The following is a 26,257-nucleotide window of genomic DNA, read 5'->3' as shown; positions in this document are numbered from 1 at the left end:
AATGACTATTAAATATTTTTAGACTTCTAATGAAGCACATACCCACGCGTCATTGCGAGGTACGAAGCAATCTCTAAGCTGTACAGAGGGGCTCACAAGATCGATCTGCCTATTGGGAGATTGCTTCGTACCTCGCAATGACGACATGTTTTTTATTTTTAAACAGCCTCTAAAATATTTTTTTATAATTTGGTGCTATTATGAATTGGCTGCAGCATCATTTAATCCCATGCCCCTTTAAATATTTAACCGGCGTTGATTGCCCGGGCTGCGGCTTTCAGCGTTCTGTAATGGCCTTATTACAGGGCGACATTCACAAAAGCTTTGGGATATACCCTGCTGCCATACCCTTACTTTTATTTTTTGCATACGGCATTGCCGACAGGTATTTAAAATTGGATACATCAAAATCAACCATAAAAAAATCTTTTTTTATGGTTGCAGGCAGTATAGTGCTTATAAGTTATTGCATTAAAATGTGGGGGCTTTACAACCACTACAACATATCAGCCTGAGCTACTATGTGGCTGTAATCTTTAATTATGGTTTCTAAAAATTGCATATCGTTCATGCCGGGCGGCAAAGCAATTTGAAAATGATCCATAATACGCCGGGCCATATTATATACTATCATACTGTTACGGGTTCGCATGTAATTATGGAGCACATCGGCAATTAAATTAATATCATCATCTGTCAACTGGCTCACTTCTTTAAAAACCGGCACGTAGGTATCATCAGATGGCCTGAATACCAGGTTATTCATTTGCGTACGCGGATGTGTTTTCACCATAGCAGTGCCGGCAGCTATATCACCAATGCGCTGCCCATTATCAGTAACAATTGCCGAAACAAGAGCGCCGAGATAAGCGGTTAACGGGAAATCAACAAATCTTAATACCCAGCGTAATAAATACTGACTAAAAGTTGGCCGGTTACCATCAAGGCTGATCACCTTTATTTTAAGGATGCGCTTGCCCAGGCTCTGTCCGTTTAAAAAAACCTCGCAAACTAAATCGTAAAATGCAAAAGCTACGCCTACAACTATGAAATAAAAACTTACCCCAAATTCAGTCAATCCGTTGATGGCCAAAATCCCCCCAACGATACTTAATGCAATAAATATCCCATAATCAATTAACAGCGCCAGTATGCGCTCCCCAATACCGGCTATCTCATAATCAATATCAATGTTTTGGGTGGTATGGACTGTTATCGTTTGCATCTTAACAAAGATATATTTGTTATTTAAAAATATGATTGCTTATTAAAGTTTTGTGAGTATTTTAAACAAAAAAATAATCGCTAAAAAAAGATGCGCGAAGCCCTGTTTATTAAACAAAGTTCAAAAAAATGGAAGGAATACGAGGAGAATAAGACAAATGATCCGGATGAACTTGCATCGGCTTTTATCGCTATAACAGATGACCTGGCCTACGCTAAAACTTTTTATCCAAAATCAAAAACAACACAATATTTAAATGGCCTTGCTGCCAGTTTTCATCAATCTATCTATAAAAACAAAAAGGAAAAAACCAATCGCTTTATAAGCTTTTGGCAATATGAGCTTCCGCTTATATTTTATACTTACCGAAGGCAGCTTCTTTACTCTTTTATTTTTTTTATAATCTTCACGCTCATGGGTGTCCTATCTGCAAAGTACGATACCAATTTTGTAAAACTGATCATGGGCAATGATTATGTGAATATGACTAATGATAACATAGCCAAAGGCGATCCTTTTGGTGTATATAAAGATAGCTCATCTGTTGCCATTTATTTGATGATAGCTGCCAACAACACAAAAGTTGCTGTCATTTTTTTTGTACTGGGGATTTTCTTTTCGATAGGAACATTGTATGTGAGTTTGCAAAATGGCATTATGCTGGGCTCGTTTCAATACTATTTTTTTAGCAAAGGTCTTGGTCTGCAATCTGTGCTGGTAATATGGATTCATGGCACATTGGAGATTTCGTCATTTATCATTGCAGGCGCAGCCGGGCTCATTTTGGGGAACAGTTTACTTTTCCCTAAAACCCACACCCGTTTGGTATCGGTAAAAAACGGTGCAAAAGCAGGGTTAAAAATAACTATAGGCATAATCCCTATCATTCTTACAGCCGCCTTTTTTGAAAGTTTTGTAACCCGGCATACCGAAATGCCTGCCTGGTTAAGCATAACTATTTTAGCATCGTCATTGGTGTTCATCATTTGGTACGTAATATTGTACCCGGCATTACTAAATAAAAAACTAAACACAAACCTTATAATTAATGAAACAACCTATTGAATTAAGACGTGTTCGCGATTTTGGCGAAATTATAAATGACACATTTACTTTTTTAAAGGAAAACTTTAAACCCTTATTTAAAGCATTATTTATTATATGCGGTTTTTTTGTGCTTGCAGGCGCTGCTACAACCGCCCTTACCCAACTAAAATTAGTAGGCTTAACAACCACAAAATTCAATCCCGATACGTATGATTCTGCAACAACAGCTTACTCATATGCAATAACCGTTATTGTAAATGCGCTTATACTGGTATTTGCGCAGTTAAGCATATACCTGGTTACGCTTTGCTATATTGCTGTTTACCTGGAAAGAAAAGATAGACAGCCTACCTTTGCCGAGGTTTGGGGATTTTTTAAATACTACTTTTGGCGGGCGCTGGGCAGTAGCGTATTAATGGTACTGCTAATGTTTGTAGGTTTTCTTTTATGTATCATTCCCGGCATATACCTGATGCCGCCGCTTTACCTTTTATTTCCCATTATAGTGATGGAAAATACCTCATTCAGCTATGCTTTCAATAAAAGTTTCACATTAGTAAAAGATAACTGGTGGACGGTTTTTGGGGTTATCGTCATCATGAGTATCATCGTAAGCGTTTTGGGCGCCTTTATTAATGTACCCATGAGCCTGATACTTACAACCCGCTCATTTGTATCGCTTAAAAGCTTTAATACACCAATTGTGATATTTTTCAGCATTATGCGCAATGTGTTAATGCTTGCGTACACCTTACCGGCAATTGCATTAACGATGTGCTATTTCAGCCTTTCGGAGCAAAAGGATGGCACCGGTATTTTAGGCCGTATTGATACGTTTGGCAAAGGCACCGATAACAGCAATGATTTGCCTGCCGAACAATATTAAGCTTATGCAAAAACTGTTATTTACGTTTTTATTTGTACTGATAGCGGGTTTATTTTCGGGCGGGGCATTTGCTGCATCGGTAAAAAAAACACCTGCAAAATTACAAACAGATAGCTCGGCCATTGTTGTTAAAAGCTTTAGCGCCGACTCCATCAATACATACAAAAAGGCCAAAGAATTTAATTACAACGGTACCGTTATAGAGGCCCCCAGTGCCTGGGATAGATTTTGGGCGTATTTTTGGAACAAGCTTTTTGGCAAATTGAGTAACAGCCCGTTAGCCGGCGCGTTTATTAAATACACTTTGCTGGCGCTTGCAGTTGCCTTACTTGTATATGTAAGCTTTAAGCTTGTAGGGATGGACGCCGTTAAGCTATGGATGGGGCAGGCAAACAAAACCCTGCATTATACCGAGTCGCTTGAAAACATACACGAAATAAACTTTGACGCCGAAATTGAAAAAGCCATAGCCCTGCATAACTACCGGCTGGCCGTACGCCTGCTTTATTTAAAATGCCTCAAGCAATTAAGCGATAATGAACTTATACGCTGGCAAACTGATAAAACCAATTCGGCTTATATTTATGAATTAAACGATCCTTCATTACGGCAGGCTTTTACACTATTAACCCGCCAGTTTGAATATGTTTGGTACGGCGGCTTCTCTATTGATAGCAATGCATTTAAAAACATTAACCAGTTGTTTCAAAACTTTAAAAAACAACTGGCATGAAAGATCTTAAATATTATATCATTGGGGCAACCGCATTATTTACCATTTATATAGTCGCCAACTTAAACCGCCCCAAACCTATAAACTGGGCAGAAACATTTGTTAATAAAGATAAAACGCCCTTTGGCACCTATATAATTTACAAAAGGGTTAAGGATCTTTTCCCGGGAGCTACGTTAAATCCGCGCCGCGAACCCGTTTATAATGCCCTCACTAATGAGAGCCTGAAGGAATCTTCATACATCATTATATGCCCAGGGATTGATGTAACCAAAGTCGAGTATGGACAACTGGTAAAATACATTGCCAAAGGCAATGACGTTTTTATTGCGGCATCTGATTTTGGCACTTTACTCCAAAAAAAGCTACATATAGATACAAGAGCAGATTTTACTTTCCAGCAGGGGAAAACGCCTATAAGATTTTTAAACCCGGCCTTAGATACTGCAAAATTTCACCAGCTTGATAAAGGATGCGGCAGTTTTTATTTCAATAGCATTGATACCGCAAAGGCAACCGTATTAGGTCAGAATGATAGCCGCAAAGCCAATTTTATAAAATACCGCTTTGGCAAAGGCAATTTGTACCTCATGGCTAACCCTAAAATGCTGAGCAATTATAGCCTGCTTACACCCCAGGGCGCTGCTTATGCAGCTACGGCATTATCGTACGTTAGAAACACCAAGCAGCTGCTATGGGATGAGTATTATACCCAGGGATCTGGCGATGCAGAATCACCTATGCGCGTATTTTTATCAAATCCGGCTTTAAGCTGGGCTTATTACATATCACTTTTCAGTTTGCTGATTTTTGTATTGTATGAAGTAAAACGCAGGCAACGCATTATACCTGTAATTGCACCGCTGCAAAACTCAACCATTGATTTTGTTACTGTAGTTGGCCAGGTTTATTACGAAAAACGAAACAACGCCAATATCGCGCATAAAAAAGCCATCTATTTTTTAGAGTACCTGCGCGATCAGCATAAATTAAAAACCGGCAAACTGGATGAGGAATTTACCGAAATAATGACCAGGAAAACTGGTATTGAGCCCCAATTGGCACGTAATATTGTGAATGCTATAAATTTTATAAATACGCATGCACACATTACCGATCAGGAACTAATTAAACTTAACTATCTTATTGAACAATTTTATACCCAATCCAGGTAATATGGAAAATGAATTTTTTGAACAACGAACCGATTTGAGCAAGCTGGGCACAGCGGTTGAACAAATAAAAGCTACACTCGCAAAAATAATTGTTGGCCAGCAGGAATCAATTGATCTGCTGATTGCGGGTATCCTGGCAGATGGGCATATTTTAATAGAGGGCGTACCCGGGGTAGCTAAAACACTTACTGCAAAACTTATTTCAAAGGCTATTGATGCCCGCTATTCGCGCATACAGTTTACACCAGACCTCATGCCTTCTGATATCCTGGGCACATCGGTTTTCAATCCCAAATCAACTGAGTTTGAGTTTAAGCGGGGACCTATCTTCGGCAATATCATCCTGATAGATGAAATAAACCGGGCACCTGCCAAAACACAATCTGCATTGTTTGAGGCAATGGAGGAAAAACAGGTAACCGTAGATGGCCACACCTATAAAATGGAGGAGCCTTTTACAGTATTGGCTACCCAAAACCCCGTTGAACAGGAGGGCACCTATCGCCTGCCGGAAGCACAGCTTGATAGGTTCCTTTTTAAAATAGAGATCAAATACCCCTCACTGGCCGACGAAATAGCCATCATTACCCAACAACACCAACAAAAAACAACCGACCAGCTAAACCATATTGAACCGGTATTATCGGCAGCAGAAATTATTGCATTAAGGCAACAGGTAAAAGCCCTGCATGTTGAACATAAATTGCTTGAGTTTACCGCAAAAATTGTTTTTGAAAGCCGCAATCACAAGGCGTTGTACCTGGGTGGTTCGCCACGGGCATCACTGGCCATAATCAATGGGGCTAAAGCATTGGCGGCAATCAGAGGGCGTGATTTTGTAACCCCCGAAGATATTATCTACGTAGCTGCACCTGTTTTAAGGCACCGTATTATGCTTACTCCGGATAAGGAAATGGAAGGCGTAACACCAGATGAGGTTATAGCCCAGATTATACAAAAAATAGAAATACCACGATAACATACCCGGAGTGAAAAAAATATACGGCCTGTTTTATACGGATCTTTTTTTAACCAACCGCCTGTTTGCGGGTTTGGGGGCCTGCGCGGTGTTGTTCCTGCTTTCCTTCTTTTTCACATGGCTGGGTTCTATTCCCGAGCTGGTGTTTTGGTTACTGTTATCGTTGGTTTTAATTGATATAGTAATGCTTTACAAAACCAGGAATGGTGTATTTGCAAAGCGCCATGCACCCGAAAGGTTAAGCAATAGCGATAACAATGATCTTGGCGTATACATTGAAAACTGGTATTCTTTTAATATAAGCGCCGGCATTATTGATGAGATCCCTTTTCAGTTTCAAAAGCGAGATGTTTGGTTTAAAACAAACTTAAAATCACACGAGCGTAAACTGATCAACTACGTGTTACGGCCCACAAAACGCGGCGAATATGAGTTTGGCGATATTCACGTTTACGCAAAATCGCCTTTAGGCTTTATCAGTCGTCGTTACACATTTGAACAGGCGGAAACATTACCGGTATATCCATCGTTTCTGCAGATGCGTAAATTCGAGCTAATGGCGATATCAAACCGGTTAACAGATATCGGTATTAAAAAAATACGGCGCATTGGCCACAGCCTTGAATTTGAACAGGTGAAAAGCTATGTTGCCGGCGACGATTATCGTACCATAAACTGGAAAGCCACCGCGAGGCAAGGCAACCTCATGGTTAACTCCTATACCGATGAAAAATCACAGCATGTATATTGTGTAATTGATAAATCAAGGGCTATGAAAATGCCTTTCGATGGGTTGAGCTTGCTCGACTATGCCATAAATGCAAGCCTGGTGTTATCAAGCGTGGCATTGATAAAAGAAGATAAAGCCGGCTTGATCACCGCATCAGAAAAAATTGGCGCCGTTATTCCCGCCGATAGGAAGCCTGCGCAGCTGAATAAAATACTGGAGGTTTTATACAAGGAACGGACGCGTTACCTGGAAACCAATATGGAGCTGCTTTACAGCACCGTACGTAATGTAATAAAGCAACGCAGCCTGGTAGTGTTTTTCACCAATTATGAAAGCATGAACGCCCTGGAAAGGCAATTACCTTATTTAAAAAGGATTGCCAAATTCCACCTGCTGCTGGTCGTGTTTTTTGAGAACACCGAACTTAAAACCCTTAGCGAAAAACCGGCGAAGGATGTTGAAGGCATCTACATAAAAACCATTGCCGAAAAATTCGCCTACGATAAAAAACTTATTGTAAAGGAGCTGGCTAAATACGGGATACAATCTATATTAAGTCCGCCGCAAAATTTGACGATTAATACAATTAATAAGTATCTGGAGTTGAAGGCTAAGCAGAAGATTTAAGAAGAAAATACAGTGAAACTACAAAGGTGGAAATCACAAGCGGCGAAGACTTACGAAGTTTTAAAAACTTCGTAAGTCTGGGATTCTATAACTTGCCACGCTGCGCTCGCAATAACGTGGCGCATATAAAACATTATTTCTTAACTCTTGATTCTTACCTCTTGACTCCCTTATTATCCTGCCTTAGGGAAAGCAACTCCATTGGCGCTAAATTCTTTAAATATTTTTTCCTGGAGGTCAATTTTGGCGGTTAAGAAATTGGCGGGCACAACCCATACATTTATAGTGATCCTAACGGAATCTATTTCCATCGAGATAATGCCTACTCTTGCCGCTGGTTCATCAAGCAAATTTTCCGTGGTATTGATGGCGTTATTAATGATCGCCTTTACCTTATCCAAATCATTGGCATAAGCTATCTTAATCTCGAAATCAAGCCTACGCCTGCCTTCGCGCGTTACGTTCACTATAACCTCGTTAAATAGCTTACCATTGGGAATAATAACCTGCTTATTATCGGCAGTAATTAAAACGGTATAAAACATCTGGATAGATGTTACCCTGCCATCCTGCCCCTGGGCTACTATGCTATCATCAAGCTCAAATGGTTTTAATAAAAGTATAAGTACCCCACCAGCAAAATTTTGAAAAGTTCCTGATAACGCTAAACCCGCTGCAACACTAAAGGCACCTATTATGGTTGTGAAAATGGTCATTTCCCAAGTCATAATATTCATTACCCATATCACCAGCAGTACGTAAAGCGAGGTAATTGTTAAACTTAAAAAGAAGGGTTGTAATGAAGAATGAATGCCCCTTTTGAGCATTCTATCGCGGAGCCGCGTGCGTAAGAACCTAATTAACCAAAGACCTATAAAAAAAATAATTATTCCAGCTACGTATTTGGGGCCTTTAGTAATCAGCCAAACGTGGAACATTTGATAAAACTCTTTTACTTCCATAATTGGAAGCAAAAGTAAAAATTAATTACTTACCGTAAATAGTAATGAATAGTTCAGGGCCTTTAAACAGCAGCCAATCTACTATGGCACTGTGCAATTGTTTTGATTTTTGTGTAATATTTTTCATGACGATATCCTTTATTCAAATCCTGTGCCTAAGGTTGAACCTTTTAGGATTGTTACACAAAATTACGTATTAACGCCACATATAGTTTTCAAAATTAATCAAATGATTAATTAATGACTATCCGTTTACGTTTGAATGACTATACAGAGACCACAAAAGCAAAATCCCTGTATGGAAAACCATACAGGGATTTGCAATATATAACAGCTGACTATTTTATTAGCCAGGGGAGATATTACATCATACCACCCATGCCACCGCCACCCATTGGTGGACCAGCTGGAGCATCTTCAGGATCATCAGCCAATACAACTTCTGTTGTTAACAACATAGCTGCAATTGAAGCTGCGTTTTCTAAAGCTACACGACCTACTTTAGTAGGATCGATAACGCCTGCACCAATCAGGTTTTCGTATTTATCGGTACGGGCATTGTAACCGAAGTCACCAGTGCCTTCTTTAACTTTTTGTACAACGATAGATCCTTCAATACCTGCATTTTCGCAGATCTGACGTAGAGGCTCTTCAATAGCACGACGGATGATCTGGATACCAGTGTTCTCATCTTCGTTTTCACCTTTAAGATCAGCTAAAGCAGCAACCGCGCGGATGAAGGCTACACCACCACCAGCAACAATACCTTCTTCAACAGCCGCACGGGTTGCGTGTAAAGCATCGTCAACACGGTCTTTTTTCTCTTTCATTTCAACTTCTGTAGCAGCACCTACGTAAAGTACAGCAACACCACCAGATAATTTGGCTAAACGTTCCTGTAATTTTTCGCGGTCGTAATCAGATGTAGTTGATTCGATCTGAGATTTGATCTGGCCAACACGACCTTTGATCTCATCGGCAGAACCAGCACCATTAATAATGGTTGTGTTATCTTTATCAATGATGATTTTCTCAGCAGTACCTAAGTAAGTAAGATCAGCATTTTCTAATTTGTAACCTCTTTCTTCAGATATTAAAGTACCACCAGTTAAGATAGCGATATCCTCTAACATAGCTTTCCGACGATCGCCAAAACCTGGAGCTTTAACAGCAGCAACTTTCAGTGACCCGCGAATTTTGTTAACTACCAAAGTAGCTAATGCTTCGCCATCAAGATCTTCGGCAATGATTAATAATGGTTTGCCTGTTTGTACTTGTTTTTCAAGTATTGGAAGCAATTCTTTCATCGAAGAGATCTTTTTATCATAGATCAGGATGTAAGGATTTTCCAATTCAACTTCCATTTTATCTGCATTGGTAACAAAGTAAGGAGAAAGGTAACCACGGTCAAACTGCATACCTTCAACAGTTTTAACTTCAGTTTCAGTTCCTTTAGCTTCTTCAACAGTGATAACACCGTCTTTACCAACTTTAGCCATAGCTTCAGCAATTAATGAACCGATAACCTCGTCATTATTTGCAGAGATAGATGCTACTTGTTTTATTTTGTTATTGTCTTCACCAACAGTTTGTGATTGAGCTTTTAAATTCTCAACAACAGCTGAAACAGCTTTATCAATACCACGTTTTAAATCCATTGGATTTGCACCAGCAGCTACGTTTTTAATACCTGCAGTTACAATAGCCTGTGCTAAAACAGTAGCAGTAGTAGTACCATCACCTGCAATATCAGCAGTTTTTGATGCAACTTCTTTAACCATCTGGGCACCCATATTTTCTAAAGCATCTTTCAGTTCGATTTCTTTAGCTACAGTTACACCATCTTTAGTGATGATAGGTGAACCGAATTTTTTATCAATAATTACGTTTCTGCCTTTAGGACCTAATGTTACTTTAACTGCATTAGCTAAAATATCAACACCGCGTTTTAAGGCGTCGCGTGCTTCAACATTGTATTTAACTTGTTTTGCCATGTTTTTAATTTTTTTGTTGGAATGTTTTAAAGTTGGAATGTTAGAATATTATCATTGCAAGTTCAAGGCAACTTTAAAACCTTTAAACTTTACAACCTTTCAACAATTTTATAATACTGCGTAAATATCAGATTCACGCATAATTAAATACTCTTTACCTTCATAAGTAATTTCGGTACCGGCATATTTACCATATAAAACCTGGTCGCCCACTTTTACTGTTAAAGGCTCATCTACTTTACCGTCGCCTACTGCAACGATTGTTCCACGCTGAGGTTTTTCTTTAGCGGTATCCGGGATGATAATTCCCGAAGCGGTTTTCTCTTCGGCAGCTGCGGCTTCTACAACCACTCTGTCGCCGATTGGTTTAATGTTTAATGACATAGTTATATTAGTTTTTAATTTTATTTAAGTTGTGACTGCAAATGCTCATCAATTATGCCAAGCAAATATAATGGCAAATATTGGCATATTTAACTGTTGTAATGGCAGCAAATACACGTGTTTAATTTCTATCGTTAACGCTATTTTAACCTACCCGTGTCATGATGTCAGTACGATTATATCAAACAAAAAAGGCTTTGGTGTTATCCAAAGCCTTTTTTGTTTGATATAGAACCTATAACTTAATTACGGTTTTTTAACTGGAGCCGGAGCCGGTAATGACTGAGCAGGACCAGGAGCCGTAGTAGTAGGTTTGGATGCTTTTTCAATTTGGTTTTGCAAAGCAGGGTTTTCGCTGCTTGTTGAACCGCCTTTTGCAACAACGTTAATAGCTAATGCTAAAACCATGATGCCAATGGCCAGGATCCAGGTACCTTTTTCTAAAAAGTCGCCGGTTTTTTGAACACCCATTAATTGTGATGAGCTTGAAAAATTAGATGATAAGCCACCACCTTTAGGGTTCTGGATCAATACGATAAGCCCTAAAAGAGCACATACAATAATGGCAAGGATAATTAAAATGTACATTTCTTTATTTTATATTAATTCGTTTTCTTTTCTAACTGTTCAATTTGGTGGGCAAAGTAACGGCTTTTTTCCGGAAATTTCAACATCAATTTTTTATATGTCGTAATTGCTTTGTGATATAGCATCTGATCCGAATAAATCTGGGCCAGTGTTTCGCTCACCAGTTCGTTTTTATCTTCCGAACTCTTTTTAGCTTTATTTTCGTTATCCAGCTTATTTATAGATGGCGGCCTTATCTGCGGCTCTTCCTTTATAAATTTCTCGATGATGATATCTTCCTTACGTTTAATCTCCGGGGCATCAGGCACGGGGGCATTTTCAAGATCCAACAGCGATTTATCGTGAAAAATATTTTCAAAATATTGCTGTTGCAGTTCGTCGGCGGCTTGTTCCTTGCGCTCTTCAACCGTTATAGCAGGCTGAGGGACTGTTGGTGCCGGTGTTATATAAGGTTGATATGTTGATGCATACTCTTTACGTGTTTTATCAAGCCACCACATAAAGGTATACGGCATTTTTTCGTCGTGATACTTTGATACCGCTTCAGCATCAGCAGCAATCTCTTCGGTTTCAAGAGAAATCGGAGCCGGCATATCAATAACAGCCGGGGCTGCGTCATTAGCGCTACCCTTTTGGTCGGCTACCGAATTATCAAACATAAAATAATCAGTAGCCGCAATGCTGCCAATGATCCATTTTTCCGTTTCGAAATTGATCTCCGAATTATTCTTTTTCACTTCGCCGCCGGTGGCTTTATTCTCAACCGGCTCTTCAGTCTTGGTTTCTGCCGGGTGACCGACGAAAGTTATATTTTCAATCCCTACAATTTCATCAAATACTTCGTCCTCAATATCCTCATTACTATCTGTTGCACCAGTCTCAGGCTCTGCAACAGGAGCTTCTTCTATTGCTATTACCGATGGAGATATTTCATCTTCAACAGTTATATCGCTGATAGTTATTTCTGGCTCTTCTGTAATGGGATGGGTTAACTCTGTCTCAATATAATCGTGGTAGCGTGCTTCAGGTTCATCCTTATAATCTTCGGCAGGTGCCTCAAACTGGCTTACCTCTTCATTTTTATTTTCTGCAGCCTCGGCGTCCGCAGCGTTTCCTATATTAAAATAATTTTCACTTTCCTGCGTAGCAGTACCTTGCAGATATTCGGGCCGGGCGTTGTTTTTTTGAGTTACTACCTGCTCGGCCGAAACTAAAGCTAAGCTTTCGGGGCTATTAATTATCTTATGTAATAAACGGGGATTAAAATAAGTGGCTGCATGTTTTAAATCGCTGCCATTACCCGAGTGGGCAAGCATAGCCCTAAGTATGCCGCTTTGTGGATATTCATCAACCAATTGTTGCAAATCATAGTTATGCAACCGGCCACTATCAGCTGGATTAGCCAATAATTCCCATAATACTTCGTTTTGCCTGTTATTTAAATATTGATCCACGTGGTTGAAATTACAAAAAGCCTACCAATTAGAAAAGGCCTTGTTATAAATATCTTCGGTTAACTGCTTGGTAATTTCTTGTATCAGCTTTTGTTCCTGCGAATTAATATCTCCTCTATAATTGGCAAATCTTGTCATGCTTTCCTCAAAGTTAATCTTTTTGTCCTTATCGTAAACAAATTTCACTTTTACTGTTATACTTAGCCTGTTGGCATCAGCTATTGGCGCAGTATTGTTTGAGGTAGCTTCAATAGATACAGGAGCAATAGTATAACCTATAATACTGCCCGATAAAGTGGCATCGGCCTCACCACGTACCAAGCTTAAACGGCTTTGCGTACGCACCCTTTCTTTTAAAGCTTCGGTAAATATTTGGCTTAAGTTATTTACTACCAGTGGAGCGTTATTTTCAAAAAACTGAATATTCAACGTTTTCAGGTCTGTCGGGATGGCCTCATTTCTAAGCGTATAGCATGATGATAGTAAACCAAAACTTAAAACTATAATTACAGAACTGATTATTTTTTTCATTAACCTATAAATTTAATTCTTTTATTTTCCTGTACAATGTCCGCTCGGATATACCCAGTTCATTGGCAGCCAGCTTGCGTTTACCCTTATGCTTTTTTAACGCCTTACGGATCAGGTCTGATTCCTTCTCAATCAGTGATAGTGATTCCTCTACCTCCTCGGCTTCGTGGGTTATATTATAGGCATCATTACCGCCGCTGTTACTGTTGTTTCCCCCATTATTTGTATTAACGGGTTGCTGTAAAGTAAATTGCGTTTCGGCATTACCGGGCAGTTCAATATCGCGGTACAACTGGTTAATGGTTTGTGAATGATTGGCATAATTAGTTGCCACACCTCCATGTTCGATAATATCGGCCACCAACTTTTTCAATTCAACCATATCGCGCTTCATATCAAAAAGCACTTTATACAAAATATCGCGTTCAGAAAAATCTTCTTTGGCCTGGTTGCCTAAACGCATGGGTAAATTGCGGTTCCCTGTTTCATGGGGGATATAAGTCAGCAAGGTTGGGGCGGTAATGATCCGGTCGCGCTCGAGTACGGCCAGTTGCTCGGCCATATTTTTAAGCTGCCTTACGTTACCCGGCCAGGTGTAATTAATTAACACCTGCTGCGCCTCTTCATCCAGCTGAATGGGAGGTGTACGGTATTTATCGGTAAAATCTGATGTGAATTTCCTAAACAGCAAATAAACATCTTCTTTCCTTTCCCTTAACGGTGGTATTTTTAAGGGTACGGTATTTAAACGGTAATAAAGATCTTCCCTGAATTTGCCGCTCTTTACGGCGTCATACACATCAACATTGGTAGCAGCAATAACCCGCACGTTTGTTTTTTCAACCTTTGATGAACCTACCTTAATGTATTGACCAGACTCCAGTACTCTGAGTAAGCGCGCCTGGGTACCTAAAGGCATCTCTGCAATTTCATCTAAAAATATGGTACCGCCGTTTACCGTTTCAAAATACCCCTTACGTTCGCCAACAGCACCGGTGTAGGCCCCTTTTTCGTGCCCAAACAATTCCGAATCAATGGTACCCTCTGGTATAGCACCGCAATTCACGGCGATGAAGGGCCCATGCTTGCGCGGGCTCATTTGGTGAATAATGTGCGAAAACACCTCCTTACCACTTCCGCTTTCGCCGGTGATAAGTACAGAAATATCTGTTGGTGCCACCTGGTTGGCAATATTTATAGCCCGGTTAAGCAATGGCGAATTGCCAATGATCCCGAAGCGTTGTTTGATTTCTTGTATTTCCATGATTAAAAAAAGAGTCAAGAATTAAGAGTCAAGAATTAAGACTCTGTACTTCCGTTTTTAAAATGTATTCCCTAAAAGAGAATAACATTCTTTGAACTTCAGAAACTAAGTCTATACAACCTTTTAATTTGCTTATTGACCCATACATTCTACGCTCACATATTAATAATTGTGTTTCCAATTCAAATGACGATGAAATTGCTATCGATAAAAACTCAGCAAAATGTTTATCGGTATTCTTTCCAGATCCTTCAGCAATATTTGAAGGAATTGAACAGCAACTCCTGTTTATTTGGTCAATTAAATTATATCGTTCATTGGCAGGCAACTCCTTCCTAAAATCAAAACCATGTCTGTCAAATCCATTGCCTTCTGCCATATCTTTATATTCTTAAAATTATGCCGCATACAAGGCTCCTGTCTTAACTCTTGATTCCTGACTCTTGACTCTATACTACCTTCCCTATCAACGTAGCTGTAGTAGTTCTTTCTATCAGTACGTTCACGTATTCGCCTGGTTTGTAATTTTCGCCTACCGGGAAAATCACCATAGCGTTTTGATCACTGCGACCGCAATAGTCGTTTTTTGATTTTTTGGAGAAGCCTTCTATCAGTACTTTTTCTACTTTACCAATACGAGCCTGTGCGCGGTAAAAAGAATATTCCTGCTGTTTGGCTACAATTTCGGTTAAGCGTTTTTGTTTTACCTCCTCAGGGATGTCATCAGCATAGCGTTTCGCGGCTAAAGTCCCCGGCCTTTCGCTGTATTTAAACATGTAGGCAAAATCGTATTTCACGTAGTCCATCATGCTTACGGTGTCGGCATGCTCCTCGTCAGTCTCGGTGCAAAAGCCGGTGATCACATCTGTAGATATAGCACAATCCCCAATAATCCTGCGGATAGCATCGATCCTGTTCATATACCAGGCCCGATCATAAGTACGGTTCATCATATCCAGTATTCGGCTGTTTCCAGATTGTACCGGCAGGTGAATGTAATTACAAATATTTTCGTGTTTATTGATGGTATGCAATACTTCGTCGGTAATATCCTTAGGGTGCGATGTTGAAAAGCGAACGCGCAAATCTGGGTTAATGTGCGCTACCATTTCCAAAAGATTTGCAAAGTTGGTAACAGCCCCTTCTAAATTCCCTCCAGTGGGGGAAACTTGATCTGCTTGATGCTCTAAAGCTCCCTCTTCCGTGGACGGTTGGGTGGAACTTGCCGCATTGTTCCATTTATATGAATCCACATTCTGGCCAAGCAAGGTCACCTCGCGGTACCCTTTATCAAACAGGTCAATACACTCTGCAACTATTGATTGCGGATCGCGGCTTCGTTCACGGCCACGGGTAAACGGTACAACACAAAACGAGCACATGTTATCGCATCCGCGCATGATTGATACAAACGCGTTAATGCCATTGCTGTTTAAACGTACCGGGCTTATATCCGCATAAGTTTCCTCACGGGATAATAGTACATTCACCGCTTTTTGGCCGCTATCAACCTGTTCTATCAAATTAGGTAAGTCGCGGTATGCATCTGGTCCAACTACTACGTCAACCAGTTTTTCTTCTTCTAAAAATTTCGCTTTAAGACGCTCGGCCATACAACCCAGCACTCCCACCACCAGTCCCGGATTTTTTACCTTGGTAATGGTAAACTCCTTAAGACGGTTACGCACACGTTGTTCGGCATTTTCACGAATAGAACAAGTATTTATAAAAATAACATCAGCTAAAGTGTGGTCGGCTGTTGTTTCAAATCCCTGGTCAGCTAATATTGATGCAACTATCTCACTGTCGCTAAAATTCATGGCGCAGCCATAACTTTCAATATAAAGTTTACGGCCATTGTTTTTACCTGTCACCGGCTGCTCTAAAACTAAAGCTTCGCCTTGCCTGCTCTCATCATGTACCTTATCCGGAATAACCAAATCCATCATTTAATTAAAAATTAGTTTGCAAAAATACATAAAATTTAAATACATGAATGACATATTGTCAGTATTTAACAAAATCAAAATTTTATTGTTATATTTCTGATTCAATACGTATAAAGCCGCAGGTCATACGTCAAAACAAAGGAACATCGATAAATGAAGCTTAGATTTTTAAAGCATAAGTGGCAAAAAATAGTATTTAATTTTGTGTTGATACCGGTTGCGATCATCTTTCTTATCGCTATAATTCTTAACCATTATTTATCGCCCATTTTAGCCAATAAAGTGCGTGAGGCGGTTTTAACCGGCAGCGATAGTTTATACCGGGCTGATTTTTCTGATGCGGAACTGCATCTACTTGAAGGGAAAGTCACCATTTACAATATCAGCCTGATACCCGACACCGCCGTTTTTAATCGTAAAAAAAGGCAGCACCTGGCACCTAATAACCTGATAACATTACATGTTAAACGACTTATCTTGTTGCATGTGCACCCCATTAGTTATTACCTGGGGCATAAGTTAAAAATCAATAAAATTATATTAAACCAGCCCGAACTTAATATCAGCTATCAGCTTAACCATACAAAGGATACTATTGAAAAGGACCATCGAACAGCATGGCAAAAAATCTCCAAAAGCCTCCACTCCATCCAGGTTGGGCACATCTACTTTAATGATGTAAAATTTAAATATGAAGACTATTCGGGCCATAAACTGGTTATATCCGAACTTAAGGAAATGAACCTGAGCGCTACCGACCTGCTTATTGATTCGGCTACACAAAATGACAAAAGCCGCCTGTTGAATTGTAAAGATATAGTTACCGAACTTAATAATTATACCGGTAAAACAACCAATGGGCTCTATGATTATAAAATAAAGTACCTTAAGCTATCTACCCAAACATCCAAATTAACAATTCAGGGCTTGCAGCTTGAGCCTGCAAAAACAAACATTTTCTTTAACAAAAGCCAAAGCGACCGCTTTACCCTGAACCTGGATTCGTTAAAGCTTAACAACTTTGATTTTTTAAGATACCACAAATACCGTGTATTTAGAGCAACAAGCATGGAACTTAATGGCGGTATGCTGAGAGTATTTGGCAATCCGAACAAACAAAAAGGACTTGTCACCGATAAAATAAACACCTTCCCCAATGTGATACTCCGCAAGGTAAATGCCGACTTGGGAATTGATACCGTACATTTAAAACGTGTGAATGTAGAATATTCTGAATTTAATGTTGACTCAAAAAAAACAGGTACAGTTAGCTTTAACAACACCAGCGGCTATTTTTATAATATCACCAGCAATGAAAAGGCTATCGAAAAAAATAATTTAACTACCGCCAAGTTAACCTCCTATTTCATGAACCGTGGCCGGCTTGATGTTCAGTTTATGTTTAACTTAACTGATAAAGATGCCGCATTTAGCTATAAGGGCACCTTAGGCCCAATGAGTGCAAATAAAATTAACCAGGCCTCGGTGCCACTGGCAATGGTTAAGATCACATCGGGCGATATCAAACAATTCAGTTTTGATATCAAGGCCAACAGTAAAGCTTTTAAGGGTAACGTAACATTACTTTATAACGATTTAAAAATATCTCTTTTAAAGGCCGATACCGCAAACAACCAGTTAAAGAAACAGGCGCTGATGTCAATATTTGCCAACTTGTTTGTTATAAAACGCAACAACCCCGATGATATCAGCAGGGCTCCAAGAAGTACCATGGTTAACTATCTGCGACCAAAGGAATCGCCCTTCTTTAAAACTTTATGGAGAACATTACTGGAAGGGATAAAACCTGCCGTGGGCCTCGACAAAAAAAATCAAAAGGCTACCAATGACAGGATAGCCGAACACAATAAAAACAAACAGGAACGGCTCATTAAAAAGGCTGAACGCCAAAAACGAAAAGCCCAGCGCAAGCTTGACAAGGAATTGAAAAAGATTTGAAAATTTGAGGGTGTGGCAATTTGAAAATTATTAGAGGTTGCCTGAATTTATCCGATCGTCAATTGCGAGGCACGAAGCAATGACGATCTATTCAACTGCCAACCTCTCCTAATCCTATTGAAGCAACAGTTTTAGGTTTATCCCAAAGTTAGTGAATGCCGTGTTAAAGGTTTGTGATGTGTAAGGTCGGGTGATGTTTGAATCATAAAACAGGTTAAGATTAAAACGCTGATTGATCACATAATCAACCGATGGCCTTACGGTAATATTTTGCGCGCCCGATGATATTTCGGCGGCTACAACATCGGCACGGTAAATAAGCGTTTTATTATCGCGCAGCGAAAAATCAAGTTTAAAATTAACATCCTTAGGACTGCCATCCGGAAACAGGCCAAATGGAAAGTGGAAGTTTTTGGTATGATAACCAAAGCCAAAAACAATTATCCGTTCGTTTTGCTGGGCCAGCTGGCTATTGAGCAAGCTTAAACTAAGCATTCGGCTTTGGCGATACTCCATATTTGCGGTCATGCTGTTTTTGAACCGCACGTTGGCCCCCAGTAAAGGCACAAACTGCTCAAATATGGTAACCTGCGAAAACTGGTAAAGCGGCAAAAAATCGTTGTTTAAATCGCGCGCACTGCTGGCACCGGCGGCTTCCTGGTATTGCAGCAGGCTGGTAAAGCCGCTTACGTTGTAAGATGACCGGTAACCGTGGCTTAGATCAAAGGAATCAAAAAAATCAGCAAAGAATGGAATTTTAGCCAAGCCGCTATACCTGATATCCCAGTTGGGAATAGGTATTTTAGGAAACTGTGAAGTACTGCTCTTGGTTGCTTTTTTACCGGTATAGGCAGCTAAAAAAGCAGGCACCAATACATTCTGCGAGTTTTGGCCGTACCCGTCCACAAACCCGGCAGAATCTATTAGATGCGTTGAGTTGGGATTTTGAGCAGCAAGCCTTCCCGATATAATGGTACGGTTTGCCAGCAATTCCTGAAACAGTGGCGAAGTATTATCAATGCCTGTAGTTTTTTTAAATGCCGTCCCGATAGTTAAGAAAGAGATGCTGTAGTTACCTGTTGTTACCGGACTTAATGACTGGATACTATTGGTAGCTGCCAGGTATTTAAAATTTGACTGGTAATTATGGTCTTGCGTTTTAAATGCAATCAATTCAATACGCAGATCTTTAAATGGCTCTATCACTCCCCTAAAGTGCATATCCTCATTAAGCGATGTTGTATATAATTGATTTTGCAGGGTATCTGTGGTGATCCAGCCATTGGCTACCGCTTTGGCGCGAATATCTGTCTGGCTTCCCAGCAAAAACCCTATACCGGGTGCATTATAATCGCTATTCTGACCAAAAATACCCGATTGTGGCAGGTAGCCCGGTATATATGTACCTTGTTTTCGCGAGTAGGTTCCGCTAAGGTTTTTAACACTTGTTAAAAGTCCGATTAAAACTTTACTTAGTCCGCCTGGGGCATTTGGATTGCCGGCCTTACGGATGAAAGGGAATTTATTGTACAGTGAAACCATGTTAAAAGTAGGGTTCACCTGTATCTCGCGCAAATTACTTATACTATTACCTACATCGTACGATGGATCATTCAAGGCAAACAACGGCTGTGTTTGCCAGTTAAAATGCGCGCTATAACGGGTTACCACCGATGTCCAGTCGAGCCCCGGAATTTTATTGATAGGCAGGGTATAATTCAGGTTAATGGTATGGTTGTAATTGGTGGTACGCCCCAATTTTTTAAGGTTATCCCAAAGCGTATCGCGTTTTAAGCCATTAATGCGCCCCGCAGGCTCATCAACCACCGATAAGTTTGTAGCATCAATATCCAGCTGTAATGATTTTGACAAATTCCAGCCGATGCCGTATACTCTCGTAATATTAAAGTACTTATTAAAGGTTGTGGTTGGTATCGGGATAAAGTTATTGGGGTCATTGTCCCGCAGGGTATTTTCTGAATAAAACCGATCAAAATTGATACTAAAGTTTAGCCTTGTTGGTAGTATGCTAAAGTTGATATCACGTGCCAGTGCCAGTAAGTTACTCTTGATAATTTTTGCAAATGGACTATAGTATTTAGGTGAGTTTGTATAATTATAAGCCAGTGTAAAACGGTATGATTTTTCCAGATCGGTTTGGGTAGTAAAATCATGGTGCATAAATTGGGTGTAAGCATAACTGGCATTCAGGTTTTCCACATCCCAGATACGGCTTGGCGAATTTGGATTGGTTTTGGACTTGTGCACATTGGTAAAGTTGATGCTCTTGCGCATGGTATAATCAACAGCTGCGTTCCTGATCGAGTCGCGCTCCCGGGCGCTTGTAGCCGCAGCAAGAGTTTGTTTTAACTCGATGTCGGGCGAGCCGGGATCATATTGGGGCATACTTTTTTGCGATGATACATTGATATACGCAGGAATATGAATACCGCTTTTATCCGGGAAAAACTTACCCAGTTCGGCAGTGGCCGATATATCATATATCTGGTCATCGCTCTGGCTCCTATCGTTCAGCCTGGAATCCAGCGATCCAAACCCGACTGTAGTTTTACTGCCCGATACCGTAACGTCGGCAAAATCGGCAAGTTTGGTATCAAGCCTGGCAGTTGCCGCCCAGCCGCCACGCTGATCAAAATCAGTTAAGCGCAATTCATCAAACCACACGGTACCGGTTTTGTCCAGGCCATCATCTACAGCCGAAGGCTGATCGCCCTTTAAGGGGTTACGCACACCAACCATAATGGTACGCAAGCGGCTCAGATCGGGCTGCCCTTTTATATAAACTACCTGGTTGCCTTCGGTATATTTAAAAACCTGGTTAAAGGCAACATTGGAGTGGTTACGTTTAAGCTTTGCCCTGGTAAGCAGGCCCAGTTCCAAATCAATGGCATTTACATCCGGCCATATCGCATCAGGATCATGGGTACCTGGCTGCGTAATTTTAAGCGGAACCTCGTATTCATAATAGTTATCCTGGTAATCAACCCCAAGGCGTAAAAACGCGTTAAGGTCGTTATCTTTTAACATATCCCCTTCGGCATGCACAAACATTTGTATGCGTTTGTATTTACGCAGGTCGTTATAAAAAGTACGAAAAGCTGCTCTTGAATAACCATCGCGCAGGCTTTTTACATTTAATGATAATGATTGCTCGTTAAGTTTGGTATTGGTTTGCAGGTTATTATAATTACGTTGACGCTGTATGCCCGGTGGCACCACATATGGGATAGGTGTACGGTTACCATTTTCTTCAATATTTACGGCCTGAACATCCAGGGTTGAATTATCTATCGGCGGGTTGCTTATAGCAGGATCTGCAATTACGTTAAGGGGATTTTTTTCGATATTAAAAGCACGCCATTCGCCGCGTACCAGCTGTAAGGTTGCAAAACGCAATATCGCTGTATCGGCAAAATTGGTCATGAACATACGCATAAAACGGATGGCTTTAAAATCATCAATATTACCCACCTTGCTCTGATAATCAGTAATCGGGATCCTGAACTGGTACCAGTTTACAGATTGTGTAGTACCATTAGGCAGCTTTATGGTGGCAGTAACCTTATCGCTGATATTATTTTGCCCAACTATCATATCCCCCGGGCGGATAGATACTTTATACTGAAAGTATGAATCCTCCTGACTCATGTTATTATCCCGGTTAATATCTTCCCCATCCGGCAACGAAGTTGATGCTGAATTTTGGATGCCCAGATCGGCCTGAGATTGCTCAGATGTTTTTGAGTTACCATCTGTACCGTTGTATTTGCTATACCGGTCAAGAATACCCAGCCTTGCCTGGTCAAGCGCGGCACCCTGGTAATATTGATAATCATCCGATGAAGGGTCATTAGCAAAATTAGTAGCGGCCTGTCCGCTCAATTGCCCTTTAATTTGAGTTACTATAGGAGCAAATTTGGTTTGCTCATCAACATCATTCAGCCCATCCAAACCAACATCCTGTAACTTACGGGCGCTTGGATTATTATCAAAGGCGTTGATAACCGGTTGCAGTCTGGATACCCTGCCCCAGTTGGTTTCATCAACCTGGGTCTGGTCGCCATTTACAGGCAAACTGTTCTCTAAACTTTTACGGCCATCTTTTAATATATCTTCAGATATGCTCCCAAGGTTAAAATACAGATCGCCACCGGCCGAATTTGGTTTGTAAATAAAAGGATCAAGTACCCAAAACTCAATGTATGATACGTTTAACGATTCAAAATCATTGGTCTCCAGTTTCCTGAACATACCACCCCAGCGCGTTTTAGGGTTCTGTAATGTACCATCAGTATTGAAACCACTGGTTGCATAGTTATAAGGCCCGCGTATGTTGGGGTAAAAGGCCATATTGAGCGTAGCCAAAGTTAAAGGCTGCCCTGTAGCTGATTGTTTGTATGGAAACACCTCCTGCTCCAAAACCTGCCTCGCATAATGATTTGACAGTTCTGCGCGGGACATGGGAATATTTCCCGAATTGGTGTAAAATATAGGGTCGATGTTGTAAAATGCAAGCCGGGCGCGGTTGTAGCCATAGGTAAGATCATTAAACATGGATGCTTCTGAAAATAACTGCGGCGTGCCCGATATTTGCCAGGCATTGGCACTCTTTATATCAATAATGGATTGACTGTTTTCAAAATCATCAAGGTATGATGTTCCGTTTTTGGAGCCTGCAAAGTTCAATGCACCGGGGCTACCCGGCAATAGTTGGGCAAACTCGCCCGAGAAGGTAACCGATGAAGGTGCTTTGGTATGAATAAATGGAATTTTATCAACCAAACGGGTTAACATCCTCGAATCTGAACTATAGTTGGCATCAAAACCCCATATCGTATTTGAAATAGATTCCTCGCCGGCAATTTCATTTTGGGTGATGGGTTGCTCCGTAAGGTGCATAATGGTTCCGCCTAATGCCAGTTTATCATTTACATGATAATCCAACCTTGACCCATATAATGATTTTTGCTGCACGCCAAACAGTTCATTGTTTTCCAGCTTTACGCTAATAGGTTGCCCCGACGATAACAAAGCCTGGTTAAGGATCCTTATCCGCCCGGCATTATAATCAATGGTGTAATCGGTAGCTTCGGTTAATTTAAGCTGACCGGCGGTTACGGTTACTGATCCCTGGGGAATATTCACCGCATTTAACTGGTATTCCGATCCGCCGGTTGAGGTATAAGTCCCCTTTATCACATACCTGTTAAGGGCGGGAAAATACTGTTGCGCTATGGTTTTGGTTGAATCGTATAAAGGCTGGTAAACATATCGCTTCGCCAGGTCGGTTTCTCCGGCTGTGAACTTGGAGGCCAGGTCAGACCCAAAAGGTTCAATTGTTGGGAAAACTATCCGCCCGTTTTGCGAATCGATGGTTACGCCTTCTAAAAAATCGAAATAACCGTCGGGCTGTTTATCGCTTTGTTGATTAAGATTATCAAGCCCGGTAACCTGCAGCCATAATTTACCCTTGGTATTTACCCCTTCCTCCATCACCGTTTTTTCGATACCGGATTTATCATCAAGCCGGGTAACAGTAAGTTTAAAATTGGTTGGCGCTATTTGGTAAGCACCCAGCGAATAGATGTTTTTCATCATCAGATCCCAGGATGGCAAATTGGTTTTCAGCAACTCATTCTTCAGCAACTTTACAAACAGCACTTTGGGGGTACTGGGGCTAACCGCCACATCGCTGCTGAACTCGCCCACCTGGTATTGTACACCATTAACGGTATATTGATAGGCTACAGCCAGCACCTCATCATTATTTAAAGGATAATTAAGAGAGATGTAGCCCAACTGCGGATGCAGGGTATATTCCTTATCGGTAAGTTTACGCGCATAGGTAAGCTTGGCGTAATTATCTGTACTCCCTGTTGATTGAAAGTAGCTGGCAACAGCGTTTGAGTTTGTTTGCCGCGCATCAGCCGGCAAATTGGTTAGCAATGAGTTTGATTGCTGCGCAAACCCAGGCCCTTTAAAACCAGCAGGCAAGCCGCTAAAACCAGCGCCGCCCTGTATCCGGGATGTGTTATAAGGCTTATTTTCGCCCAGGTCAAGAAAAGCTAATATATCCCTTGAATCAGTAGTTACATTGGTGCGGTTGGTTGTCCATACTTCAATTTTGGTAATATTGATATTAGAACTGATGATGGGAATATTGGCCAGCGCCTTATTATAATTATTACGAAAGTATTGCGATAAAAAGAAATGCTTATTAGCCTCGTAATCAGCCGGGGTAAGTTTAAATTCTCCCTGCTGCGACCCATTGGTGATGGTAATGGTTTTTGATTGCGACCGCTGTTGCGACAAAATACTGGTAACATCCAGCCGGCCAAATTTAAGTTTTGTTTTAATACCAAAAAGTGCCTGGCTGCCGGTAATAAGTGTGGTGTTTAAAGGCATACTCACCGTTCCGGCCTCTACCTTCTGAATGATCTCATCCGGCGATCCGGTGTAATCCAGTTTTACCTGGTTTTCAAACTGGAACTGGGCATCGGTATTATAATTGGTAGTGATCTTTAACTTATCGCCAATATTACCGGTTACGTTTAGCTGGATCTTTTGATCGAAATTAAAATTGAACTGGCTACGCTGCCGGGTATTAAATAAAGGATTTTGATTTTTGTTAACCTGCCCTGCCATTATCATCTCCGCCGAACCCTGTGGGCGGATGTCAATATTCTGGCTTCCAAAAATCTGCTCAAAAGTCCGGCTCCGCACTTTTATAACCGGAATAAAGCCCGGTTGCTGTGAGTCGTAAGCATAATTATCTGCCAGCTGCCGGTAATAGCTGCGCTGGTTTGATTTTTCTTTTAGCTTTAAATACTGGGCAAAAGTGAGGTACTGCGGCGGTCGATATAGTAAATTACCTACCCGTTCATACAAAATATACCGGTTTGATGTGGCATCATATTCAATGGTACGCACCAGGCCTGGAGGGTCAGAACTGAAAATACCTTCCCTGAGCCTAACATTTTTGGGTTGAGCTAAGTTGAGGGGCGCATTTTTTTGTGTTGTATCGGGCTTAGCATTCGGAACCGGCTGCTGAGCAAAAGCACTCCCCAGCCCGCCGAAGGCGAAAATTAACAACACACTTATAATAATATTATAAGTAAATATTCTAATCAAATGTCAAGTCGAAATTATACGTAATTATAGGGTTTTTAATGCAAACTTAATCAGCTGTTCAACGGTTAAATCTCCACTATTATTATTCAGGTGTTGCTCCAATACCTTTTCGGCAGCATTTTTTGCAAAGCCCAACATTACCAGGGCGGTAAGTGCCTCATCTTTAGCTGTTTTATTTATTGGCACAACGGTTAGGGTATCAGGGCCCTCCTTGCGTAACTTATCCTGCAGCTCCAGAATTATTCTTTGTGCCGATTTTGGGCCAATACCCTTGATGCGTTGTATAAGCGAAACATTACCACTTACTATTGCCGCCTGTATTTCGGCAGGGGTAATTGATGATAACATCATTCGGCCGGTATTAGGCCCAATGCCCGATATAGATATCAGGTGCATAAATAAGCGGCGCTCACCATCATCGGCAAAGCCATATAGGGTGAGCGCATCTTCTTTTACATGCTGCCATATGTAAAGCCGGCAGTTTTCATCGGCCCCAAGGCGCGAATATGTATTTAACGAAATATTAATATGATAACCTATGCCTCCGGCATCAATAACAACATGCGACGGACTTTTAAAAACAAGTTTACCACCAATATAATCGTACATAATATTATT

General features: G+C 40.8%; 20 protein-coding genes. 8 read left to right on the top strand and 12 right to left on the bottom strand.

Annotation, left to right across the window (positions count from 1 at the left end; genetic code table 11):
- Window positions 1-200: 200 nt before the first annotated feature.
- The gene (locus Q0R88_RS25685; RefSeq protein ID WP_295721386.1) at window positions 201-515 is read left to right on the top strand and encodes a DUF2752 domain-containing protein; all 315 of its coding nucleotides are present in this window, start codon (window positions 201-203) and stop codon (window positions 513-515) included.
- On the opposite strand, the gene Q0R88_RS25680 is transcribed toward Q0R88_RS25685, so the two are convergent.
- The gene (locus Q0R88_RS25680; protein WP_295721384.1) at window positions 497-1,225 is read right to left on the bottom strand and encodes an RDD family protein; all 729 of its coding nucleotides are present in this window, start codon (window positions 1,223-1,225) and stop codon (window positions 497-499) included. The genes Q0R88_RS25685 and Q0R88_RS25680 overlap by 19 nt on opposite strands.
- Before the next feature lie 90 nt (window positions 1,226-1,315).
- On the opposite strand from Q0R88_RS25680, the gene Q0R88_RS25675 reads away from it, so the two are divergent.
- From Q0R88_RS25675 to Q0R88_RS25650, 6 genes are read left to right on the top strand one after another with little or no spacing between them, the layout of a single operon-like run.
- Window positions 1,316-2,290 (top strand): stage II sporulation protein M, encoded by a 975-nt coding sequence (locus Q0R88_RS25675; RefSeq protein WP_295721382.1) that lies wholly within the window; start codon window positions 1,316-1,318, stop codon window positions 2,288-2,290.
- Window positions 2,274-3,158, top strand: coding sequence for a hypothetical protein (locus Q0R88_RS25670; RefSeq protein WP_295721380.1), 885 nt, complete (start codon window positions 2,274-2,276; stop codon window positions 3,156-3,158). Before Q0R88_RS25675 ends, Q0R88_RS25670 begins: the two co-directional genes overlap by 17 nt.
- Before the next feature lie 4 nt (window positions 3,159-3,162).
- Entirely contained in the window at window positions 3,163-3,891 is a 729-nt protein-coding gene (locus Q0R88_RS25665; RefSeq protein ID WP_295721378.1) for a DUF4129 domain-containing protein, read from the top strand.
- Window positions 3,888-5,066: a DUF4350 domain-containing protein gene (locus Q0R88_RS25660; RefSeq protein WP_295721376.1), complete on the top strand. Its 1,179-nt coding sequence runs from the start codon at window positions 3,888-3,890 to the stop codon at window positions 5,064-5,066. The genes Q0R88_RS25665 and Q0R88_RS25660 overlap by 4 nt, the downstream gene beginning before the upstream one ends.
- Window position 5,067: 1 nt before the next feature.
- The gene (locus Q0R88_RS25655) at window positions 5,068-6,045 is read left to right on the top strand and encodes a MoxR family ATPase (protein WP_295721374.1); all 978 of its coding nucleotides are present in this window, start codon (window positions 5,068-5,070) and stop codon (window positions 6,043-6,045) included.
- Between the two features lie 10 nt (window positions 6,046-6,055).
- Complete coding sequence (locus Q0R88_RS25650; RefSeq protein ID WP_295721372.1) at window positions 6,056-7,402, top strand: DUF58 domain-containing protein; 1,347 nt, start codon at window positions 6,056-6,058, stop codon at window positions 7,400-7,402.
- Between the two features lie 173 nt (window positions 7,403-7,575).
- On the opposite strand, the gene Q0R88_RS25645 is transcribed toward Q0R88_RS25650, so the two are convergent.
- The 9 genes from Q0R88_RS25645 to Q0R88_RS25605 all read right to left on the bottom strand — a co-directional run bounded on the left by Q0R88_RS25645 (window position 7,576) and on the right by Q0R88_RS25605 (window position 16,528).
- Entirely contained in the window at window positions 7,576-8,118 is a 543-nt protein-coding gene (locus Q0R88_RS25645; protein ID WP_366088006.1) for a mechanosensitive ion channel domain-containing protein, read from the bottom strand.
- 608 nt (window positions 8,119-8,726) lie between these two features.
- On the bottom strand, window positions 8,727-10,358 hold the full coding sequence (groL, locus tag Q0R88_RS25640; RefSeq protein ID WP_295721370.1) for a chaperonin GroEL: 1,632 nt from the start codon (window positions 10,356-10,358) through the stop codon (window positions 8,727-8,729).
- A 108-nt stretch (window positions 10,359-10,466) separates the two neighbouring features.
- Window positions 10,467-10,742 carry a co-chaperone GroES gene (gene groES / locus Q0R88_RS25635; protein WP_076375713.1) on the bottom strand — a complete coding sequence of 92 codons (276 nt, stop codon included), beginning with the start codon at window positions 10,740-10,742 and terminating at the stop codon, window positions 10,467-10,469.
- A gap of 246 nt (window positions 10,743-10,988) precedes the next feature.
- Window positions 10,989-11,330: a preprotein translocase subunit SecG gene (secG, locus tag Q0R88_RS25630; RefSeq protein ID WP_295721366.1), complete on the bottom strand. Its 342-nt coding sequence runs from the start codon at window positions 11,328-11,330 to the stop codon at window positions 10,989-10,991.
- Between the two features lie 14 nt (window positions 11,331-11,344).
- The gene (locus Q0R88_RS25625) at window positions 11,345-12,784 is read right to left on the bottom strand and encodes a hypothetical protein (RefSeq protein WP_295721363.1); all 1,440 of its coding nucleotides are present in this window, start codon (window positions 12,782-12,784) and stop codon (window positions 11,345-11,347) included.
- 21 nt (window positions 12,785-12,805) lie between these two features.
- Complete coding sequence (locus tag Q0R88_RS25620) at window positions 12,806-13,315, bottom strand: LptE family protein (RefSeq protein WP_295721361.1); 510 nt, start codon at window positions 13,313-13,315, stop codon at window positions 12,806-12,808.
- Between the two features lie 4 nt (window positions 13,316-13,319).
- Complete coding sequence (locus tag Q0R88_RS25615) at window positions 13,320-14,579, bottom strand: sigma-54 dependent transcriptional regulator (RefSeq protein ID WP_295721359.1); 1,260 nt, start codon at window positions 14,577-14,579, stop codon at window positions 13,320-13,322.
- A gap of 28 nt (window positions 14,580-14,607) precedes the next feature.
- Complete coding sequence (locus Q0R88_RS25610) at window positions 14,608-14,958, bottom strand: four helix bundle protein (RefSeq protein WP_295721357.1); 351 nt, start codon at window positions 14,956-14,958, stop codon at window positions 14,608-14,610.
- A 70-nt stretch (window positions 14,959-15,028) separates the two neighbouring features.
- Window positions 15,029-16,528 carry a MiaB/RimO family radical SAM methylthiotransferase gene (locus Q0R88_RS25605; protein WP_295721355.1) on the bottom strand — a complete coding sequence of 500 codons (1,500 nt, stop codon included), beginning with the start codon at window positions 16,526-16,528 and terminating at the stop codon, window positions 15,029-15,031.
- Window positions 16,529-16,681: 153 nt separating this feature from the next.
- On the opposite strand from Q0R88_RS25605, the gene Q0R88_RS25600 reads away from it, so the two are divergent.
- Window positions 16,682-18,487: a hypothetical protein gene (locus Q0R88_RS25600; RefSeq protein ID WP_295721353.1), complete on the top strand. Its 1,806-nt coding sequence runs from the start codon at window positions 16,682-16,684 to the stop codon at window positions 18,485-18,487.
- Between the two features lie 114 nt (window positions 18,488-18,601).
- On the opposite strand, the gene sprA is transcribed toward Q0R88_RS25600, so the two are convergent.
- Both sprA and ruvA read right to left on the bottom strand, forming a co-directional pair.
- Window positions 18,602-25,603, bottom strand: a complete 7,002-nt coding sequence (gene sprA / locus Q0R88_RS25595; protein ID WP_295721351.1) for a cell surface protein SprA — start codon at window positions 25,601-25,603, stop codon at window positions 18,602-18,604.
- A gap of 60 nt (window positions 25,604-25,663) precedes the next feature.
- A complete protein-coding gene (gene ruvA / locus Q0R88_RS25590) occupies window positions 25,664-26,248 on the bottom strand; it encodes a Holliday junction branch migration protein RuvA (RefSeq protein ID WP_295721349.1) in 585 nt (194 codons plus the stop codon).
- Between the last annotated feature and the right edge of the window lie 9 nt (window positions 26,249-26,257).

The sequence above is a fragment of the Mucilaginibacter sp. genome, assembly GCF_025362475.1.
Classification (GTDB): domain Bacteria; phylum Bacteroidota; class Bacteroidia; order Sphingobacteriales; family Sphingobacteriaceae; genus Mucilaginibacter.
This window is presented reverse-complemented; position numbering and strand designations above follow the sequence as displayed.